The sequence below is a fragment of the Biomaibacter sp. TOL genome (assembly GCF_059717795.1).
The window spans coordinates 1,419,995-1,438,666 of sequence record NZ_AP046092.1 but is presented as its reverse complement, the minus strand read 5'-3'; the positions used below and the strand labels follow the sequence as shown (position 1 = coordinate 1,438,666).

The window sequence follows — 18,672 nt, the reverse complement described above, 5'->3', positions numbered from 1 at the left end:
TCACAACACAAAATTACATTAAACAAAGCGCAAACATTGTAAATTACGTGCCTTAATGATATACTTGTTTAAGAAATTTCAGCTCGATTGGAGTGTTTTTTGATGAAAGATACTGTTCGCGTAAGATTTGCTCCGAGCCCCACAGGAAGCCTGCATATAGGTGGGGCGCGTACGGCGCTGTTCAATCTTTTGTTTGCCCGTCATAACGGCGGAACTTTTGTTTTGAGGATCGAGGATACCGATACCGAACGTTCCACCGAGGAATCGGCAAAACAGATAGTGCGCTCTCTTCGGTGGCTGGGCATAGATTGGGACGAGGGCCCCGAAAAGGGAGGGGATTTCGGGCCGTATTTTCAATCTCAACGCCTGGATATTTATAAAAAAGAGGTTGAAAGGCTTCTCGCTGAAGGCAAGGCCTATTACTGTTACTGCACGCCGGAGGAATTGGCCGAGCGCCGGGAAGCGGCTTTAAAGGCGGGCAAAGCCCCCCGCTATGACGGTTGCTGCCGCAATCTCACTGATGAGCAGAAAAAGAAGTTTGAAGCCGAAGGCCGCAAACCCACCATAAGGATAAAAGTGCCTCAGGAAGGCCAGACCGTAGTGGATGACCTCATCCGCGGCCGGGTCGTGTTTGAAAACTCGGTCCTGGATGATTTCATCATTTTCAAATCCAACGGCATTCCCACATACAATTTCGCCTGTGTAGTGGATGACAACGCCATGGGCATAACACACATCATAAGGGCGGAAGAGCACCTTTCCAATACCCCAAAGCAGATTCAGGTATATAATGCACTGGGGTATGAAATCCCGCAGTTTGCCCATGTGCCCATGATACTCGCCCCGGACAGGAGCAAGCTCAGCAAGCGCCACGGAGCCACGTCGGTGGAGGAATTCAGGGACCAGGGATATCTTGCCGAAGCCATAGTGAATTATCTGACCCTTCTGGGATGGTCGCCGGAAGGGAACGAGGAGATTTTCGGCATGGAGAAGGCGATAAAGGAATTTTCCCTGGAGAGGGTGAACAAGACAGCAGCCGTATACGATGTAAAAAAACTTACCTGGATAAACGGCCATTATTTGAGGGAGCTGGATATAGACTATGTAACAAAACAGGTCATTCCTTTTATGTTAAAGAAAGGAATAATTTCCGACGAAGATGCAGGGCGAAAATATGAATACATCAAGCAGGTAGTAGCTATCTCCCGGGACAGGTCCAAGACCCTGGACGAACTGGCCGACTCTATCGCCTTCTTCTTCAAAGATGTGACGGAATATGAGGAAAAGGGTGTAAAGAAGCATTTTGCCGGGGAAAAGGCCGCCGAACTTTTAATAAAGGGAGCCGAAGCCCTTGAAAAACTTGACGAGTTTACCCATGACTCTACGGAAAAAGCTTTCAGGGCTCTTACCGACAGCATAGGGCTTAAAGCTGCGGAACTCATCCATCCCACGCGCCTTGCCATTTCTGGCAGGACGGTAGGGCCGGGCCTTTTCGAAATAATAGTTTTGCTGGGGAAGGAAGAAACCATAAGACGGATGAGAAAAGCCGCCGGGTGGATAAAGGAGGAAGATAATAAACATGCCTAAGGTTCCCACACGAGAAGAAGCTTTTGCACTTTTAAAAGAATACAACCAAAATGAAAGCCTCATCAAGCACGCATTGACTGTGGAAGCCGTGATGCGCCACTTTGCCGAGCTTTTCGGGGAAGATGTTGAAAAGTGGGGCATCATAGGTTTGGTGCACGACCTCGATTATGAGAAATTCCCCGAGCAGCACTGTCAGAAAGTAAAAGACATCCTGACAGAAAAAGAATGGCCGGAAGATTACATAAAAGCCATCCAGAGCCATGGTTGGAAACTCTGCAGCGATATAGAGCCTACCGAAAAAATGGAAAAGGTTTTATATACAGTTGATGAACTGACAGGCCTTGTCACTGCTACAGCTCTGGTTCGGCCTGATAAGAGCATAATGGAGACTACTGTAAAATCCGTGAAAAAGAAATGGAAGCAAAAAAGCTTTGCCGCAGGAGTAAATCGGGAAGTCATAGAAGAAGGCGCAAAGATGCTAGGCATGGATTTAGACCAGATAATCGATGAGACCATAAAAGGCATGCAGAAAGTGGCAGATGAGATTGGATTGAAAGGCGAATAATCGATATGTAAAGCTTTGCTTTTCTGGAAAGTGCCGGCGCCAGATCAAGTTTCTCTATCATGCATCTGGATATAGCGGTTATCCTGTCGTTTTGCATCAGTATTGTTAATTCCGGTTTGAAGTATGCTCGATTTCGTTAAATAAAAATCCGGGCTATTCATTACTGCATCGGGAAGACATCCTCTGACGCCTGTGGCGCGTTACCAGGTGCGGTTTACCGCACCTGGTACATCTCAGTAAAATCTACATGCAGGAAGAAAGGGTCCATCATAAATCCTTGTTCTCATATATCCTGATGGAAATCGCTAGGGAAATGGTCATGATGATAAGGGTGATGCCTATTACCGTCAAACCTATTAAGTTCCAATTGAGATGTTGTATTAAATTCATAAAATAGTTGATCATAGCCATATGGGAATGCTGTTTTATATAACCCGCCAGCAAACCTGGAGCAAAGAACAATCCAAAAAACATGACCATGTCAAAATATCTTGCATTGATTCCGAACTTATAAGCCAGCGGTGTATGAAAGGAGACCAGGGTCCCGGATATAGAAAACGCCGCCAGGAAATCCACTGGTTTTATAAAGTAAAAGCCGGAAAATCCCGGGACTGTTTTAAGAATAATGCCCACCACTGCCATTGATAATATGCCGGAAAGTATGGCGGCGATATAAAATAAATATCTTGACATCACCACCTGCCTTCTTGTTACCGGCAGGCTATTTATTATTATATCGCTCTTATTTTTTTCATCCAGGTTAACGGTATACATGATGTAAATATAACCGATAGCTACAGAGCCCATGATATATACAAAATTCTTGAAGACACTTCCCCGAAAGACTATAAAGAAAAACACGCTGTATATGATGGATATAAGGGGTGTTTTTTTCTGTATAAGAAAATCCTTTAACACCAGGTTAAGCATTATTATTCCCCCTTACCGTATATAACATGATATCATCCAGAGTGGGCCTTTCGAAAACCACATTGCTTCCCAGGACCCTTTTGGCTTTTTTCACATCTCTGGTCAGAGCCTCAAAACCAAACTCGTTCTCTCTTATTCCGATAAACTCCTTCCTGATATCGGCGTTCAGAAGTTCTCTACCGCCCTTTACTATACCGTAACTTTCCATTACGGCGTCTTTGGTGTCGCTGAACACAACTTCTCCTTTGTTAATAAAAGTAATGTAATCGGCTATCTTTTCCAGGTCTTTGGTGATGTGGGTGGAGAAGAGTACCCCCATGTTTTCGTCCTGCATGAGGTCGGAGAGGATTTCGAGTATTTCCGCCCTGAATACCGGGTCCAGGCCTGATGTGGGTTCATCCATTATGATGAGCTCGGCATGATGGGACAGGGCCAGGGCAATGGAAAATTTCATTTTCATTCCCTTGGAAAGGTCTTTAATCTTTTTCCGGGGAGAGAGTTTAAACCTCTTTAAATATTTTTGAAAGACAGCTTCATCCCAGTTTCTGTAAAGCCTTGCGATGATATATTTCATCTCCTGTACAGTCAGGTCGTCATAATAGTGGTTTTCATCATACACAAAACCTATCCTCTGTTTTATCTCCCTTTCGTTCCTGATACTGTCGAGCCCCTCAAAAAAGGTCACTTTTCCGTCGTCCTTTTTTATCAAATTCATTATCAGCTTGATGGTGGTGGTCTTGCCGGCTCCGTTGGGGCCGATGAACCCCATGATATAGCCCCGATCAAGGTTGAAGCTGATATCCTTCAGTGTAAAGTCTTTAAATTTTTTCTTCAGGTTTTGAACTTTCAGTATAGGGTTCATTTTCCGCCCTCCTTATAAAAAAGTTCCAGCATTTCTTGAAGCTCTGCAAGGCTTAAGCCCAAAAGCCGCGCGTCTTCCACCGCTTTCTCCAGTTTTTCTTCCAGCATCTTGAGCCGCTTTTCCCGCAGAAGTTCTTTGTTCTCACCCGATACGAAGCTTCCCTTTCCTCCGACGGTTTCTATGAGACCTTCTTTCTCCAGTTCCTCATAGGCCCTTTTGGTGGTTATGACACTGATCTGGAGTTCTCTGGCAAGACTCCTGATGGAAGGGAGCATATCTCCTGCCGAGAGCTCTCCTGTCAGTATCTGATTTTTGATCTGCCTGGCTATCTGCTCATATATGGGTTCTTTTGATGCATAGGAGATGATGATCTGCATAGGCACCTCCTTCTGTATATAAAGTATTATCCGTATATAAACAGTATATACAGCAAATGGTTTGATGTCAATAGTTTTACTTGGGAAATGCTGGAAGCTCTGGCCCATACCTCAAAACCCCGCTTTCCATCATCCAGGGGTATGCAGTGGCCCTGATGGAGGTGAACCCGGGCAATAAAAATAAGCTGCGCAGGTATTTGAGAGTAATTAAGGAAAACACCAATAAGAGTTCGGCTCTTGTTCAAAAGATGCAGTATGAAGCATGCGGGGGAGGCCCGGTGCAGCGGGCATCATGAGCCAGTGAGTCAGGGGACGGTTCCTTGACTCACTGTATGTGAGTCAAGGAACCGTCCCCTGACTCACTGGCTCAAATATCGATGGTAATCGATGAATTCAAAAAAATAACCAGCCTGAACCGGTTTTTAAAGAAGATGGAGATGAATTTATAGTTACCGTTTATAAATAAATAAAAATTTGGGTCATCAAAAATTATTGACAATTTTTAAAGATAGTATTATAATAGAAATCGATGTAACAATCGATTTCTATTTAAAGTATGATAAAGGTGTGATGATTTGGGTAAGGAACATAAAAGGGTTACAATTTATGACATTGCAAAAAGAGTTAATGTTTCGCCCAGTACCATATCAAGGGTATTGAGCAACAGCAATTATCCGGTAAGCGAAAAATTGAGGGAGAAAATTTTAAAAGCAGCCGATGAGATGAATTATTATCCAAATTTATCTGCTCGTAGTCTTAAAAAGCAGGACAGTCGCAATATAGGGATAGTATTGCCTTCGATATCTAACCCTTTTTACCCGTCCGTTGTAAAGGGTATAGAAGATGTGGCTTATAAGAATAACTATACATTATTTATTTGCAGCAGCGACAGCATAAAAGATAGAGAAAAAAACTATATTAAATTACTAATGCAAAATTTTGTTAGAGGAATAATCACTATATTTATAGATCCAGTAACAGAAGAAATAAATGAATATATTGAACAAGGCGGGAAAGTTCTTTCTATATACACAAAGAAATTGTTTAAACCGAAAGCTCATGTTTTTTACTTTGATAGGTATCATGAAGGATATGTAGCAACAAAACACCTGATTGATTTGGGTCACAAAAAAATAGCTTTTCTAACACCGCCTTTAATAAATACTATCAGGCAAGATAGAATACAGGGATATAAAAAGGCACTTGAAGAAGCGGGGATAAAAGACACATATATATATTTAGATTCTCAACATGATAACATAGATTATCTTGATAATGTTTATGATTGCAAAATAGGTGTGGATTTAACGAATCGCCTTCTTAGGGAAAACCCGGAAATAACAGGCATTATATGCATGAATGATATAATAGCATTGGCATGTATTTCGACCCTGCAGGAAAATGGTTATAATGTGCCGGCAGATTATTCTGTTATAGGTTTTGATGATTTGTTTTTTTCTACCCTAGTAAATCCTAAATTGACCACAATGAGATTTGAGAAATATAAAGTGGGGAAATTAGCTATGGAAACATTGATTGAAATTATGGAAGAAAAAAGAGATGTAGAGCAGGTCGATCTCAGTAGCTATTTACATCTTGTTGTAAGAGAAAGCAGTTCAAAACCCCGTTAATTTTTTTTAAATAAATAGAAATCGATTTCTATTTTGCCGCAAATTTGGAAACATACATAAAGCAAAATAACTAAATGGGGGTGGTAACATAAATATTTGATTCAAAAATGATTAAGTTATAAAAAATCTGAATGAAGGGGGGATTTAAAAGTATTATAAATTATGAAATAGTAAAAATAAAAGCATTAAATATATCAATTTCAGGAGGTAGAAATAATGAAAAAGTATAATAAAATATTAATACTTATGTTTGCTGTTTTACTATTATTAACTGGCTGTTCAAAATCAAATAATGCCGGTACGAGTTCTGAACCGGCTTCAGAGGATAAGAAACAAAGTATAAAGTTAATAGCTGCGCATGTTAATACAGAAGACAGTTCATATCATAAAGGGATGTTGAAATTCAAAGAAGTTCTTGAAAAAGAATCAGGGGGGCAGATGACTGTAGAAATCCATCCCAACGGCACTTTGGGAGGAAACGAAGATGAGCTTGTACAAAAGATGGCAACGGGAACAGTGGATATAATAGTAGCTTCTCCTAATTTTTTGGCGCAGACTGTAAAACAGGCTGATATATTTTCACTGCCTTATTTATTCAAGGATACGGCTCATTGGGAAAAGGTAGTAGATGGTGATCCAGGCCGATATATTGCAAATACAATAGAAAACGCCACGGATTTTAAAGTACTTGGATACTGGGCATGCGGAATTAGAGAATATTTTGGAATAAAACCCATTACTAAAATTGAAGACTTAAAAAATGTTAAAATCCGTGTACACAGCAGCCCGATAGTGCAAGAAGTATGGGCAACTTTAGGCGCACAACCCACGACTTTGGCGTATAATGAACTTTATCAAGGCTTGCAAAACCACGTTATTGATGCGGCGGAAAATGATCTTACAAACATATATTTGCAGAAGTTTTATGAAGTAGGTAAATATATATCTTTGACGGATCACGATATTGCTACACGATTCTTTCTCATGAGCGCCCAAAAATATGATAATTTTACTGAAGAACAAAAAGAATGGATTAATACTGCTGCAAAAGAAGCATCTTTAGAGGAAAGGAACATTGATAGAAAACTTGCTGATGAATCTTTGGAAAAATTAAAACAAGCAGGTGCTATAGTAAATGAAGTTGATAAAGCTCCATTTATAGAAAAAACAGAGCCGATTCGCCAAAAAGTTGCTAAAAACTTGGGGCTTGAGACATTGCTTGAAAAAATTAATTCATTGAAGTAAAAATGCGAAATAGATTAAGGGAAAGCAATACCAAATTGCTTTCCCTTAAACAAAAGCAGTTGACCTTGAAAGGAGCCTTAGCTTGAAAAATAACTTTTCATTACTATTTGTGCCGCCAGCGGTAGCGGCGGAATGGAGGTTATAATGAAAAAAGCAATAGACTTAATGGAGAAGTTGCAGACAATAATTGGAGCGGGTTTTTTGTTCATATACATTCTTTGTACGGCATTGCAAATAGTTACCAGATACACACCGGGATTTACTGCTACATGGTCAGAAGAGATTGCAAACTATTCATTTATATGGTCGGTTTTTATGGGAGCCGCAGTAATGGTTCGACATCAGAGCCATTTTCAATTTATATTTTTCAAAGATAGATTAAAAGGCATCGCGTACAAAATGAATGAAACAATAATTAATTTATTATTGCTTGGGTTCAGTTTTTTCATATTTTTTTATGGCGTAAAATTAACCAGACAATTTTCTAACTGGAGCCTTAGCTCTTTGCCAAATATAAGCCAAAGGTACATTTGGCTAGCATTGCCGGTTTCTGGTTTCACTATGATGGCGTATTGCATAGAAAATTTATTCAAAGCATTAGTTAATAATACTGAAAAAAATAAGATTTTATAAATAAATGAACATATGGAGGTAGTAAGATGCTCCTACTGACAATCATATTTACAGCTTTATTGTTTATAGGTGTTCCAATTTCTTTTACAATAGGTATAGTGGCTGCTATAGGCATATTTCAATTACATCAGATTCCTGTAATTACTGTTGTACAGAAAATGTTCAGCGGGCTTAATTCATTCGTATTATTAGCAGTCCCACTTTTTATTCTGGCAGCGAATTTAATGAATCAGGGGAAGATATCAGAGAAATTGATTGATTATTCAATATCGCTTGTAGGACACATTCGCGGCGGGCTTGCTCATGCAAATGTTGTAGTTTCAATGATTTTTGCCGGTATTTCCGGGTCTTCCCAGGCGGATACAGCAGGTATTGGCAAAGTATTAATCCCAAGCATGATAAAACAGGGATATAGCAAAGAGGTTACTGTAGGCGTTACCGCAGCTTCTTCCACCATAGGAATTATTATTCCACCCAGCATACCAATGGTAATATATGGGAGCATTGCAAATGCTTCTGTAGGAGCATTATTTTTAGGCGGGATTGTTCCCGGTATTTTAATTGGGTTAGGCCAGATGGCGGTAGTTTATTTTTTCGCAGTAAAAAACAATTATCCCAAATATCCAAGGGCATCCTTGAAAAAAATTGTCTTTCAAACGCTCGAGTCTTTTCCGACACTTTTAACCCCGATTATAATTATTGGCGGAATTGTTTCGGGTGTTGCGACCCCGACGGAATCGGCTTGTGTCGCATGTATATATGCTACAGTATTAGGATTATTTGTATTTAAAACCCTAAAATTAAAGGATTTACCGGCTATATTGATTGATACCTTGAAACTGAGTTCGCTGTCACTTTTTGCATTGGCGACAGCAAATGCATTGGGCCAGTTGCTTAGTTATTATAAAGTAGCCGATCAAGTTCAATTATTCTTTACAAATTTTGTACCATCGAAAGATATATTTCTGATATCGACAATAGCATTGTTTTTATTTCTGGGGACATTCATGGATGCAATACCGGCTATGATATTATTTGTTCCGGTACTTTTGCCGGCGGCACAGAGCTTGGGGATTAGCAGTGTTCATTTGGGATTGATAGTAGTCATTACTTTAGCCATAGGGCAGGTTACCCCACCCTATGGGTTGTGCCTGCTGTTAGCAAGCTCGATTGCAGGATTGTCTGTAGAGCGTTCCTTTATTGCTGTAATACCATTTATTTCAGTAACACTGATTGTATTGTTAATCATTTCTTTTTTCCCGGACATTGCATTTTTTATTCCAAGATTAATAATGCCAAATTGGTTGTAAGCTGGAGAAAATCGCTTATATACCGGGCAATAAATTCGTATAAATAATGGCGAAAATTGTTAATGTACAGAGTATTATTCAAGTTATTATTGATGAAAGGGGCACACTAATGCAAAAGCCAAAAGTTGCGATTATTACCATTGGAGATACACGTTCTGAATTTTATCAAAAAAGAGAGCATATTGTACGCGAAGAAATAGAAAAAGTAAAACAGGCATTGAATAAAGATTTTGAACTATATGTATCTGAACCAATCCTAACAATGAGAGATGCTTTGTATTATGCTGATAAAATAAAACAAGAACTTATAAATTCTGTGATTTTGCACATACCTATATGGGGGACTCCCAATTTAGCTTTACGAATTGCAGACAGCACTCCATTTCCGGTATTATTATTGGGAAATAAAAGAATTGATAGTTCCAGCCTGGTATGTTTACTGGCTGTAGCCGGAATGTTGGGGCAGATGGGGAAGAACGCCATCCGGGTAATAGGCGATGTTGAAGAAGAAATCGTAATACAAAAAATAACCAATTATGTAAAAGCATGTCATACGATCGACCAGTTAAGCCGCAGCAATTTTTGTTTACTTGGAGGAAGAAGTATTGGTATTGGAACTACAGTGGCAGATGCTTCACAGTTACAACAATTATTTGGGATAGAATTTGATCACTGTGATCAGTATGAAATTGTGCGCAGGGCTGAGAGCATTGAAACTGAAAGAATCGAAAAGTATTTTGACTGGATAGAAAAAAATATAGGGAAATTAGATTATGAAGGTTCATTTACCTGCGACTCACTGATTCGTCAGATAAAAAGTTATCTGGCGATTAAAGATTTGGTAAAAGAAAACGAGTATGATTTTATGGGATTGAAATGCCAGCAGGAATTGAGTGATAATTATGCTATTCAATGTCTGGCAGTAGCATTGTTGAATAATGACTATGATGCAGAAGGACCTAAAAAAGTGATACCATGTTCATGTGAAGCAGATATAGATGGGGCACTAACCATGAAGATATTATCACTTTGTAATGAAAACAAACCTTCAAATTTAATGGATATTCGCTATTTTAATCCAGAAAAGAAGGAATTTATTTTTACAAACTGCGGGGCAATGGCTTTTTATTTTGCTGAGCCAGGAAACCCGAAAGCGGCATTAAAAAAAGTATATATGATGCAAAATGTTTTCGGAAAAGCAGGAGGAGGGACAACCCAGTTCGTCGCTGCAGAAGGAGACGTGACTGTAGCACGTCTTTTCAGAAACAAAGGCCGATATATTATGGCTATGTTTGAAGGGGAAATAATTGAAAAACCAAGAGAAGAAATGTATAAGACCACATATTGTTATCCACATGCATATATATCTGCAGATATTGATTATGATTGTTTTATTCAGACAATTGGAGCCAATCACATGCATGCCGTATATGGTAAGTATGCTGAAACGTTAAAAATGATTTGCGAGATGAAAAATATTGAGTATATATGTTTTAATAAAGACCGCAAGTCGAATAATGAATGCTGAAAAGATTTATAAAAAAAATACTGGCTTTGAAGGAATTTATCGAGTTCTGTAGAAATAGTATATTGTATAGAAATAATTCAAAGTAAAAGAGGTTCTAAAACATGGAAAATGGGGGCGGGTGGAAGAATATTATAATTTATAATTGCCGTCCCTTTTTCATTTGGGCAAGTGGGGTTTTTTATTCGATGCATCAATGAAGGGAGTGATTTATATAGAATATCTATGGCTCTGGCTTCTGATAGCCATCGTATCGGTATCCGTTGACGTGGCCACGAGCAATATCCTGTTCATACTGTTTTCTATAGGCAGCCTTTTTGCCGTGGCGGCAGATTTTGCAGGATTCAGCCTGCCTGTACAGATAATAATATTCCTGCTGGTAAGCATTGTGTCGTTTCTCGTGTTCTATCCCTATATACGAAAGAATTTAAGAAGGACCCTGCCGGGATTTATCCCGCAGGAAAGGACTTATATAGGCAAGAAAATCGTGCTCGACAGGGACCTTAAAGATGAGGATCAGCTGATGATAGAAGGTATTTACTGGACAGTGAAAAATGCCGGAACCGAACCCCTTAGAAAAGGCGATTCGATTGAAATTGCCAGTATTGAGGGGACCAAATTCCTGCTAAAAAAAGCGAAGGAGGAATAAATGTGTTTACCATTATAATCCTGATTTTTTTGCTCATTATACTGCTTTCATCCATTAAAATCGTCAATACAGGATACGTATACATCATTGAGCGGCTGGGGCAATTTTACAAAGTGATGGAGCCAGGATGGCATCTGATTTTTCCTTTTATCGACCATGTACGTGCAAAAATTTCCACCAAGCAGCAGATACTCGACATAGAGCCGCAGAGCGTCATAACAAAAGATAATGTAAAAATATCGGTGGATAACGTTATTTTTTATAAGGTATTGAACGCAAGGGACGCCGTTTACAACATCGAAAACTACAAATCCGGCATTATATACTCCACCATAACCAACATGAGGAACATTATCGGGAACATGACCCTGGACGAAGTGCTGTCGGGCAGAGACAAAATCAACATGGAACTTTTGAAGGTAGTGGACCAGATCACCGATGCCTACGGCATAAAGATACTATCGGTGGAGATTAAGAATATAATACCTCCTGAAGAAATCCGTCAGGCCATGGAAAAGCAGATGAAGGCCGAACGGGACAAGAGGGCTGCCATTCTTCAGGCGGAGGGCGACAGGCAGAGCGCCATAGCCAGAGCCGAAGGCGAAAAGCAGGCCAAGATTCTGGCAGCGGAAGCCGAGAAGGAAGCCAACATAAGACGGGCTGAAGGTTTGAGAGAGGCACAGATACTGGAGGCCGAAGGGAAAGCAAAGGCCATCGAGGCCATAGCCGAAGCTCAGGCCATAGCCATCGCAAAAGTAAACAAAGCTATTCTTGAATCCGGCACCAATGAAACCGTAATAGCGCTGAAACAGATAGAAGCCCTGCAGGAAATGGCCAAAAACCCCGCCCACAAGATAATACTTCCAAATCAAACCCTGGATTCCCTGGGCAACATCGCCGCCATTGCGGAAATGTTGAATAAATAAAGAAGAATAATAACAGAGGCCCGTCGCACCCGGGCCTCTTTTTGACTGAAACTTGCGGACTGCGCATTTCAAAGAATTATTCTCCCGCAAGTGCGGCTATGGCATGGGCAAAAATTTTAGTGCAGCGGATTAAATCATCTATTTCGATGTATTCATCCTTCTCATGAGCTACATCCGGTTTGCCGGGGAACTGGGCTCCAAAGGCGACAGCATTGGGTATGGCCCTGGCGTAGGTGCCGCCTCCTATGGCTATGAGTTCCGCTTTCTCTCCGGTAATTTCCTCATAGACTTTCTGAAGTTTTTTCACCAGTGGCGAATCTGCAGGCACATAAAGCGGAGGTTTATCGGAGATATCCGAGAGCCGCAAATTTTTATCCATCCCGGCAAGATGCGATTCAAGGCGTTTTATAACCTCCTCTCCTTTGAAGGTCACGGGATACCTGATATTTATCACCAGCCTGCCCTTATTCTCATCCATTTCCACTATCCCGAGATTTAAGATTAAATCTCCCGAGGGCTCATCTTTAAAATGAATACCGATAGACTCGCCGTGGATTTCATATCCGATGCGTTTTGCAATGAATTTTATAAAGCCGGCGGCATCATTGTTATCATCGTTATAATCACTGATAAGTTCCGCAAAAAATTCCGCCAGCGGTACAATGGCATTTTTTCCGTTTTCTGGAGTGCTGCCGTGAGCGGAAACACCGTAGGATTTTACGATGAAGCCGTCCGAAGATTCTTCCATTTCCAGCGATACATCTTTGCCTTTTTTAAAGGAGTCGAATTTTTGTTTTATTTCATCCCGTAGGCCATCTTCTATCTCTATTGCGGCCTCGCAGTAATCCGGCACCATATTCGGCCTCTGCCCGCCCCTTATGTAATTTATTCTAATTTTTTCCGGCAGGCTTTCAAAGTTTTTATCAATATTGAATATCAATATGCCTTTTTCCCGGTTGATTATCGGGAAGCCGGCGTCGGGCGAAAAACCCATCACCGGAATCTCCTCTTTTTTCTCGTCAAAATAATGCTTCATGCAGCCCCAGCCGCTTTCTTCATTGGTGCCAAAAATGATCCTGACCCTCTTTTTCAGGGGAATCCCAGCTTCCTTTACGGCTCTTAAGGCGTATAGGGCCGCAACGGCAGGCCCTTTGTCATCGCTGGCACCCCGGCCATAGATTTTACCATCCACTACTCTGCCCTCATAGGGCGGGTATGTCCAGCCTGCGCCTTCAGGCACTACATCCAGGTGTACCAGAATACCCACAATGTCGCGCCCACGACCCCATTCAGCATGTCCTGCATAATTCTCGTGATTTCTAGTGCTAAAACCCAATTTTTCCGAAAGTTCCAGCGAGTAGCGCAGAGCTTCGTAGGGACCGTCGCCGAAGGGTCTGTCACCTTTTGCCTTTTCTTCTACGCTTCGAATCCTGATGAGATTGCGAGTCTCCTCGACAATTTCATCTTTCCACTGCTCAATTAAACTGTCCATGTCTGTCATATCAATACCTCCAGTAATTTAAATTTGCTGAATGGTTGCCTCCGGAAAGGTGAATAGTTTTTTGCTTTTCTAAATCATACCAGATTGATTATAGCATATTTCTCTTTTCCGGGCTATCTCTGAAAAAAAGAAGCTGCGGTTGCAGCTTCCCGGCTATTTTTCAGAGTTGGAAATGGTAACCACCATGGAAAGTTCTTTTGCCCTGGACGATGCGGTATCGTACAGGGTCTTTAAGCTCTGCCACACCTGCTCGGGGGACCCTGAAATATATGTGCTCATGGTTCCTACTTCGCAGGTTACACCCTGATTTTGAATAGAGGAAAGGGCATGGTTTATAATCTGGTCGGAATTGATGGTTTCCAAAGGATAAAGCGACACTTCGCAGCTTATCAAAAAAATCACCTCCGGATGGATTCATCTAAACATATTTTTCACTTAAATGCCGTTCTTTATGTAAAATCCGATGTTTATCAAGGCACTTGTTTTTATGCCGCCAGTTTGATAGTATCGTAAAAGGAATATAAAAAGCGTTTTAAAATTGTAACAGGAGGAGTTTTAATGCAGACAGTAAACAAAGGGATAGAGCCGCAGCTTTTTGAGGAAATAATAAGTAAAAGTTTCAATTCTCCATACCACAAACTCATGAACTTTGAGTTGATGGAGCTGGGCCGCGGAACGGCGGTGGTGGAGATGGCTGCGGGAGAAGATGTGCAAAACGCCCTCGGCATAGTCCACGGCGGCGCTACCGCAGGCCTGTGCGACACAGCGATGGGCATAGCGGTGAGGTCTCTCGGAGCGATACCTACTACTGTGGAAATGAAACTCAATTATCTTTCGCCGGGACCCGCGGGGGAAAGATTGAGAGCTGTAGGAAAAGTTATCAAAGAAGGCAGGACTATTATTGTCGCCGAAGGGGAAATATATTGTAATGAAAGATTGATAGCAAAATCCATGGGTACATATTTCGATTTGAGCAAGCGATAATAACTTGAAAACGGAGGTAATTTTATGCTGCTTAATTTGAGCCCTTATGCATTTAAAATAGGCCCTATTGCGGTACACTGGTACGGTATTTTCATGGCCCTTTCCTTTCTGGTGGGTTCATACTATATGTATATGATGGGCAAAAAAAAGGGAATAAACGAGGATTTTTTGTTGAATCTCGCAATGCTTGTAATAATTGCAGGTATCGTGGGGGCCAGGCTTATGTTTGTTCTGACCAATTACCCCGAATGGTTTGTGAAAGACCCAGTACAGGTTATAAAGATTTGGGAAGGGGGGCTCTCCTGGCACGGCGCACTGCTGGGCGGTTTTATAGCCGGATGGCCTTATTGCCGCAGGCATGGAGTGAATCCCAATGTGATAGCCGACTGGACTGTCTTGGGATTATCCTTTGGCTATATAATAGTCAGAGTGGGCAACATATTCAATCAGGAAGTGCTCGGCCGCATGACGGAATTTTCCTTCGGCCGTTGGCCAGCCCAGTTGGTGGGCTCGTCCATCGGGCTCATATTGCTGGCGAGGTTCCTTTATCTACAGAAAAAGAAAGTCCCGGCAGGATATCAGTTCTGGTCTTTCCTGTGGTACCATCAATTGCTGAGGGCATTGTTGGAGGAGACGGTGCGGGATAATCCCCTGTTCCTGGTTCACTATGTAAACCCAAAGTGGGGCTTCGGATTTTTAACCATGACGCAACTCATGACGCCTTTTATAGTGGCTTTTGCATACATTATGTATAAGCTTACGGGAGGGGAAAAAAGCAGAGATCTGCAATAAATCTGCAGCAGGAAAAAGATTTCAAGCCCGATTCTGTATGAAGATGGCGGCATTGACTTTGGGTGTTTTTTAAGGTATCATTATATATGAATTGAATAAAAATTTAAAGTGCGCCTATAGCTCAGGGGATAGAGCACCGGCCTCCGGAGCCGGGTTTTGCGGGGGTTCGAATCCCTCTAGGCGCACCATTTTTATTTCAGGCTTGCAGAGCCCATAAAATTGAGCTAAAAAAACCATGTAACCGAATGTTGCGACGGGAACTGTAATCCATTACAATAATTTCTGTAATTTATAAAAAAGCCGGGGGGTGAAATTAAAATTACAACAGAATATCCCACCGGCTTTTCTAAAATTTGAGACAATGCCAATGAATAAAATAATAAATTGTCTGTAAATAATATAAACAAAATTAATTTAAGGCATATTCATATTATTTAATGTAACAATATATTCAAAATGTAACATTTAATAATATTTTACTGTACCATATTAAAAAAAGTCAACAAAATACTTTAAATATATGTACAGTTCTACAAAATATTACATTATATGAACGCTTATAGCTGAACCAATGAATATAATTCATCTTTCTGATCTTGATTTACACCTATATAGCGAAGTGTTATACTTTGGGAGCTGTGGTTAAATGTATCCATGATAAGACCAATGTTATACTTGGACATTTTGTAAGTCCAATAACCCCAGGTTTTTCTTAGACTGTGAGTGCCAAAATTTTCAATGCCGAATACTGAAGCCGCATTTTTCAAAACCCTGTATACTTGAATCCTACCGAGATGTCCGCCTTTCTTACTCTGAAAAAGATAACTATCATAAGATAAGTTTTGATTTTTTACATATTCCAGAATACATTTGCGAAGAGTATCATTCATCTTTATTTTCTTTTCCTTCGACGTCTTCTTTTCCTTCAAAATTAGATGTTCCCTGAATTTAAAATCCTCAGTAAAAATATCTTTGACTTTTAGCGGTAAAATATCACTGATTCTCAGGCCTGTGTTTATGCCGAATTTAAAAATTAATGCATATTTTGGATCATATCCTTTTAAATACTGATAGAGCCTGTTAATTTTAACTCTGTCCCTGATAGGTTCGACCGTCATAATATCCTCCTTTTTATATGCAAATTTTGTTGTTATATGTATAATAATGCAATATTTATTAAAAATATTATACAAAAAATGACAATGTTTTTTTAGATTCTCATTAAATTTACAATATGAATATTAACTTAAAATCCCGAAAACTAAAGGTTTATTTAAAAATAAAAAATGTTACATTTTGAATAACTTGTTGCTTTATTATTACTTCAAAAGGCGGGTTGAGACTATGATTCCTGAAAATCGAAAAACGGATAGGAAAAATGAAGACATTTATTTAATGGCCTTTGAAAGCACCGGATGTATTTTCTGGGATTGGGATATAAAGCGGGATAAAGTCTATTTTTTTACTGATAAAGATATTCTTTCGTGTGGCGGTAATCTCGAAATTGACGGTTACTATGGGGTATGGATGAGCTTTGTGCATCCGGAAGATAAAAAGAAAATTAAAGAGAGACTTGATTTTAATCTAATAAAAAAGGCGCCGTTTTTTCAGGCGAGTTATCGGGTAAAAACAAGAAGCGGCAGATATGCCTGGATAATGACGAGAGGGGCGCTGACCCTTGACGGTGATGGAGGTCCGGCAAAAATGACGGGGTTTCATGTGGATGTCACGATTCAGAAAAAGTATGAAGAAAAGTTAAAAAGACTTATAAATTATGACTTTCTCACGAATCTTCCAAACAGATTCATTTTTATAGAGAGGATGGATGCGGTTTTAAACGATGCGGCAAAGAATAACAAGAAGCCCGCAGTTTTTTTTCTGGATATAGATAATTTCGAATCGTTAAACAGCGAGTATGGATACGCGGTTGGAGATTATGTACTTAAAATGGCCGCTAAAGTCATAAAAAAGGGTATCGGAAAATCAGGCATCGTCTCACGCATCGCGGGCGATGAATTCGTGATACTGCAGCCTGATATTCAGGACATTAATGATGCGGCAAAAGCCGCGAGAAAATTACTTCAACTTTTTGAAAATCCGCTTCGGGTGCATGAATTAAAGTTATGCATTACTGTCAGTATAGGCATAGCAGTATATCCCGAAAACGGGACGGATTCCGAAGCTTTGTTGAAAAACGCAGGGTTTGCGATGCGTAAGGCCAAATCGTACGGAAAACACGGATTTCATTTTTTTGAGCAATCCAATGAAATGGCACAAACAAACAGAATACATAGGGATATAAAAAAGGCATTGCAGAGCAAAGAATTTTTCTTATGCTATCAGCCTATCGTTAATATAAAAACCGGCAGATTGGTGGCACTGGAAGCTCTGGCAAGGTGGGCCCATCCTGAAAAAGGCATAGTCTGCCCGAACGAATTTATAAAAATTGCTGAAGAGACAAACCTGATTGTCCCGATGGGCGAATACATATTGAGAAGCGCCTGCGAACAGATGAAAAAGTGGGTTGACAGCGGGATGAATTTCAGCATTTCCGTCAATGTTTCGCCCAAACAGCTTCAGGCGCCAAATTTTGTTGAAACAGTTAAAAACATATTATGTGAAACGGGATTTAAACCGGAGTGCCTTAATCTGGAAATAACTGAAAGCGCTATAATCAACCATTTTGGTGAAGCAGTTAAAAATTTAATTTTACTCAGTAAAATTGGGATAAAACTGGTACTTGATGATTTTGGAATGGGATATTCATCGTTTAAATATATAAAAGAACTGCCCATCAGCATGCTTAAAATAGATAGTTCTTTTGTAAAGAATCTAGATGAAGATATAAACAGGGCAATTATAGATTTAATACTCACGCTGGGCAGTAAAATGAAATATGAAGTCGTGGCAGAAGGGGTGGAAACCAGAAAACAGCTGGATTTTCTCAAAAGTATGGGCTGTGAAATGATGCAGGGTTTTTTGTTTTCGACTCCGCTTCCACCATATCAGGTTGAAAAATTATTACGTAAAGATTACATCGATGTTACATTATTATTAAATACATGAGGCTCATATTGAAACTTATATCCGCATAATTTATAATATTTAAGGCGATATGTATAATTCTTATAAAGGCTGTTTCAAAATAAAATTTT

Annotated in this window: 19 protein-coding genes and 1 tRNA gene; 14 read left to right on the top strand and 6 right to left on the bottom strand. The window is 40.1% G+C overall.

Annotated features, from left to right (window positions below; all coding sequences use genetic code 11):
• The first annotated feature begins 102 nt into the window (after positions 1-102).
• Positions 103-1,587, top strand: coding sequence for a glutamate--tRNA ligase (gene gltX, locus AC6I1H_RS07240; protein WP_497740285.1), 1,485 nt, complete (start codon positions 103-105; stop codon positions 1,585-1,587).
• Positions 1,580-2,152 (top strand): HD domain-containing protein, encoded by a 573-nt coding sequence (locus tag AC6I1H_RS07235; RefSeq protein ID WP_497740284.1) that lies wholly within the window; start codon positions 1,580-1,582, stop codon positions 2,150-2,152. Before gltX ends, AC6I1H_RS07235 begins: the two co-directional genes overlap by 8 nt.
• Positions 2,153-2,419: 267 nt before the next feature.
• Here AC6I1H_RS07235 and AC6I1H_RS07230 read toward each other — a convergent pair whose 3' ends face one another.
• Genes AC6I1H_RS07230 through AC6I1H_RS07220 form a run of 3 tightly spaced genes read right to left on the bottom strand, consistent with a single transcriptional unit; the run spans position 2,420 to position 4,321 of the window.
• Positions 2,420-3,082: an ABC-2 transporter permease gene (locus AC6I1H_RS07230; protein ID WP_497740283.1), complete on the bottom strand. Its 663-nt coding sequence runs from the start codon at positions 3,080-3,082 to the stop codon at positions 2,420-2,422.
• Complete coding sequence (locus AC6I1H_RS07225) at positions 3,075-3,944, bottom strand: ABC transporter ATP-binding protein (protein ID WP_497740282.1); 870 nt, start codon at positions 3,942-3,944, stop codon at positions 3,075-3,077. The genes AC6I1H_RS07230 and AC6I1H_RS07225 overlap by 8 nt, the downstream gene beginning before the upstream one ends.
• Positions 3,941-4,321 carry a GntR family transcriptional regulator gene (locus AC6I1H_RS07220; protein ID WP_497740281.1) on the bottom strand — a complete coding sequence of 127 codons (381 nt, stop codon included), beginning with the start codon at positions 4,319-4,321 and terminating at the stop codon, positions 3,941-3,943. The genes AC6I1H_RS07225 and AC6I1H_RS07220 overlap by 4 nt, the downstream gene beginning before the upstream one ends.
• Before the next feature lie 146 nt (positions 4,322-4,467).
• Between AC6I1H_RS07220 and AC6I1H_RS07215 the strand changes: the two genes are divergently transcribed.
• From AC6I1H_RS07215 to AC6I1H_RS07180, 8 genes are all read left to right on the top strand, one after another.
• Entirely contained in the window at positions 4,468-4,617 is a 150-nt protein-coding gene (locus AC6I1H_RS07215; protein WP_497740280.1) for a hypothetical protein, read from the top strand.
• Between the two features lie 279 nt (positions 4,618-4,896).
• The gene (locus tag AC6I1H_RS07210; protein WP_497740279.1) at positions 4,897-5,952 is read left to right on the top strand and encodes a LacI family DNA-binding transcriptional regulator; all 1,056 of its coding nucleotides are present in this window, start codon (positions 4,897-4,899) and stop codon (positions 5,950-5,952) included.
• A gap of 216 nt (positions 5,953-6,168) precedes the next feature.
• Positions 6,169-7,197: a DctP family TRAP transporter solute-binding subunit gene (locus AC6I1H_RS07205; RefSeq protein WP_497740278.1), complete on the top strand. Its 1,029-nt coding sequence runs from the start codon at positions 6,169-6,171 to the stop codon at positions 7,195-7,197.
• 144 nt (positions 7,198-7,341) lie between these two features.
• Positions 7,342-7,830 (top strand): TRAP transporter small permease, encoded by a 489-nt coding sequence (locus AC6I1H_RS07200; RefSeq protein WP_497740277.1) that lies wholly within the window; start codon positions 7,342-7,344, stop codon positions 7,828-7,830.
• A gap of 26 nt (positions 7,831-7,856) precedes the next feature.
• The gene (locus tag AC6I1H_RS07195) at positions 7,857-9,140 is read left to right on the top strand and encodes a TRAP transporter large permease (protein WP_497740276.1); all 1,284 of its coding nucleotides are present in this window, start codon (positions 7,857-7,859) and stop codon (positions 9,138-9,140) included.
• Between the two features lie 109 nt (positions 9,141-9,249).
• Positions 9,250-10,668: an L-fucose/L-arabinose isomerase family protein gene (locus AC6I1H_RS07190; protein ID WP_497740275.1), complete on the top strand. Its 1,419-nt coding sequence runs from the start codon at positions 9,250-9,252 to the stop codon at positions 10,666-10,668.
• Positions 10,669-10,870: 202 nt separating this feature from the next.
• Positions 10,871-11,314 carry an NfeD family protein gene (locus AC6I1H_RS07185; RefSeq protein ID WP_497740274.1) on the top strand — a complete coding sequence of 148 codons (444 nt, stop codon included), beginning with the start codon at positions 10,871-10,873 and terminating at the stop codon, positions 11,312-11,314.
• 2 nt (positions 11,315-11,316) lie between these two features.
• The gene (locus AC6I1H_RS07180) at positions 11,317-12,240 is read left to right on the top strand and encodes an SPFH domain-containing protein (protein ID WP_497740273.1); all 924 of its coding nucleotides are present in this window, start codon (positions 11,317-11,319) and stop codon (positions 12,238-12,240) included.
• Between the two features lie 76 nt (positions 12,241-12,316).
• Here AC6I1H_RS07180 and pepV read toward each other — a convergent pair whose 3' ends face one another.
• Together pepV and AC6I1H_RS07170 are read right to left on the bottom strand one after the other, a co-directional pair.
• Positions 12,317-13,741 (bottom strand): dipeptidase PepV, encoded by a 1,425-nt coding sequence (pepV, locus tag AC6I1H_RS07175; RefSeq protein WP_497740272.1) that lies wholly within the window; start codon positions 13,739-13,741, stop codon positions 12,317-12,319.
• Positions 13,742-13,894: 153 nt separating this feature from the next.
• Positions 13,895-14,134 (bottom strand): YkoF family thiamine/hydroxymethylpyrimidine-binding protein, encoded by a 240-nt coding sequence (locus AC6I1H_RS07170; RefSeq protein ID WP_497740271.1) that lies wholly within the window; start codon positions 14,132-14,134, stop codon positions 13,895-13,897.
• A 165-nt stretch (positions 14,135-14,299) separates the two neighbouring features.
• On the opposite strand from AC6I1H_RS07170, the gene AC6I1H_RS07165 reads away from it, so the two are divergent.
• From AC6I1H_RS07165 to AC6I1H_RS07155, 3 genes are all read left to right on the top strand, one after another.
• Positions 14,300-14,725 carry a PaaI family thioesterase gene (locus AC6I1H_RS07165; RefSeq protein ID WP_497740270.1) on the top strand — a complete coding sequence of 142 codons (426 nt, stop codon included), beginning with the start codon at positions 14,300-14,302 and terminating at the stop codon, positions 14,723-14,725.
• A gap of 24 nt (positions 14,726-14,749) precedes the next feature.
• The gene (locus AC6I1H_RS07160) at positions 14,750-15,517 is read left to right on the top strand and encodes a prolipoprotein diacylglyceryl transferase (protein WP_497740269.1); all 768 of its coding nucleotides are present in this window, start codon (positions 14,750-14,752) and stop codon (positions 15,515-15,517) included.
• Between the two features lie 110 nt (positions 15,518-15,627).
• Positions 15,628-15,705: transfer RNA gene (locus tag AC6I1H_RS07155), tRNA-Arg, on the top strand.
• 369 nt (positions 15,706-16,074) lie between these two features.
• Here AC6I1H_RS07155 and AC6I1H_RS07150 read toward each other — a convergent pair.
• The gene (locus AC6I1H_RS07150; RefSeq protein ID WP_497740268.1) at positions 16,075-16,635 is read right to left on the bottom strand and encodes a tyrosine-type recombinase/integrase; all 561 of its coding nucleotides are present in this window, start codon (positions 16,633-16,635) and stop codon (positions 16,075-16,077) included.
• Between the two features lie 226 nt (positions 16,636-16,861).
• Between AC6I1H_RS07150 and AC6I1H_RS07145 the strand changes: the two genes are divergently transcribed.
• Entirely contained in the window at positions 16,862-18,583 is a 1,722-nt protein-coding gene (locus tag AC6I1H_RS07145; RefSeq protein ID WP_497740267.1) for a bifunctional diguanylate cyclase/phosphodiesterase, read from the top strand.
• Positions 18,584-18,672: the final 89 nt, after the last annotated feature.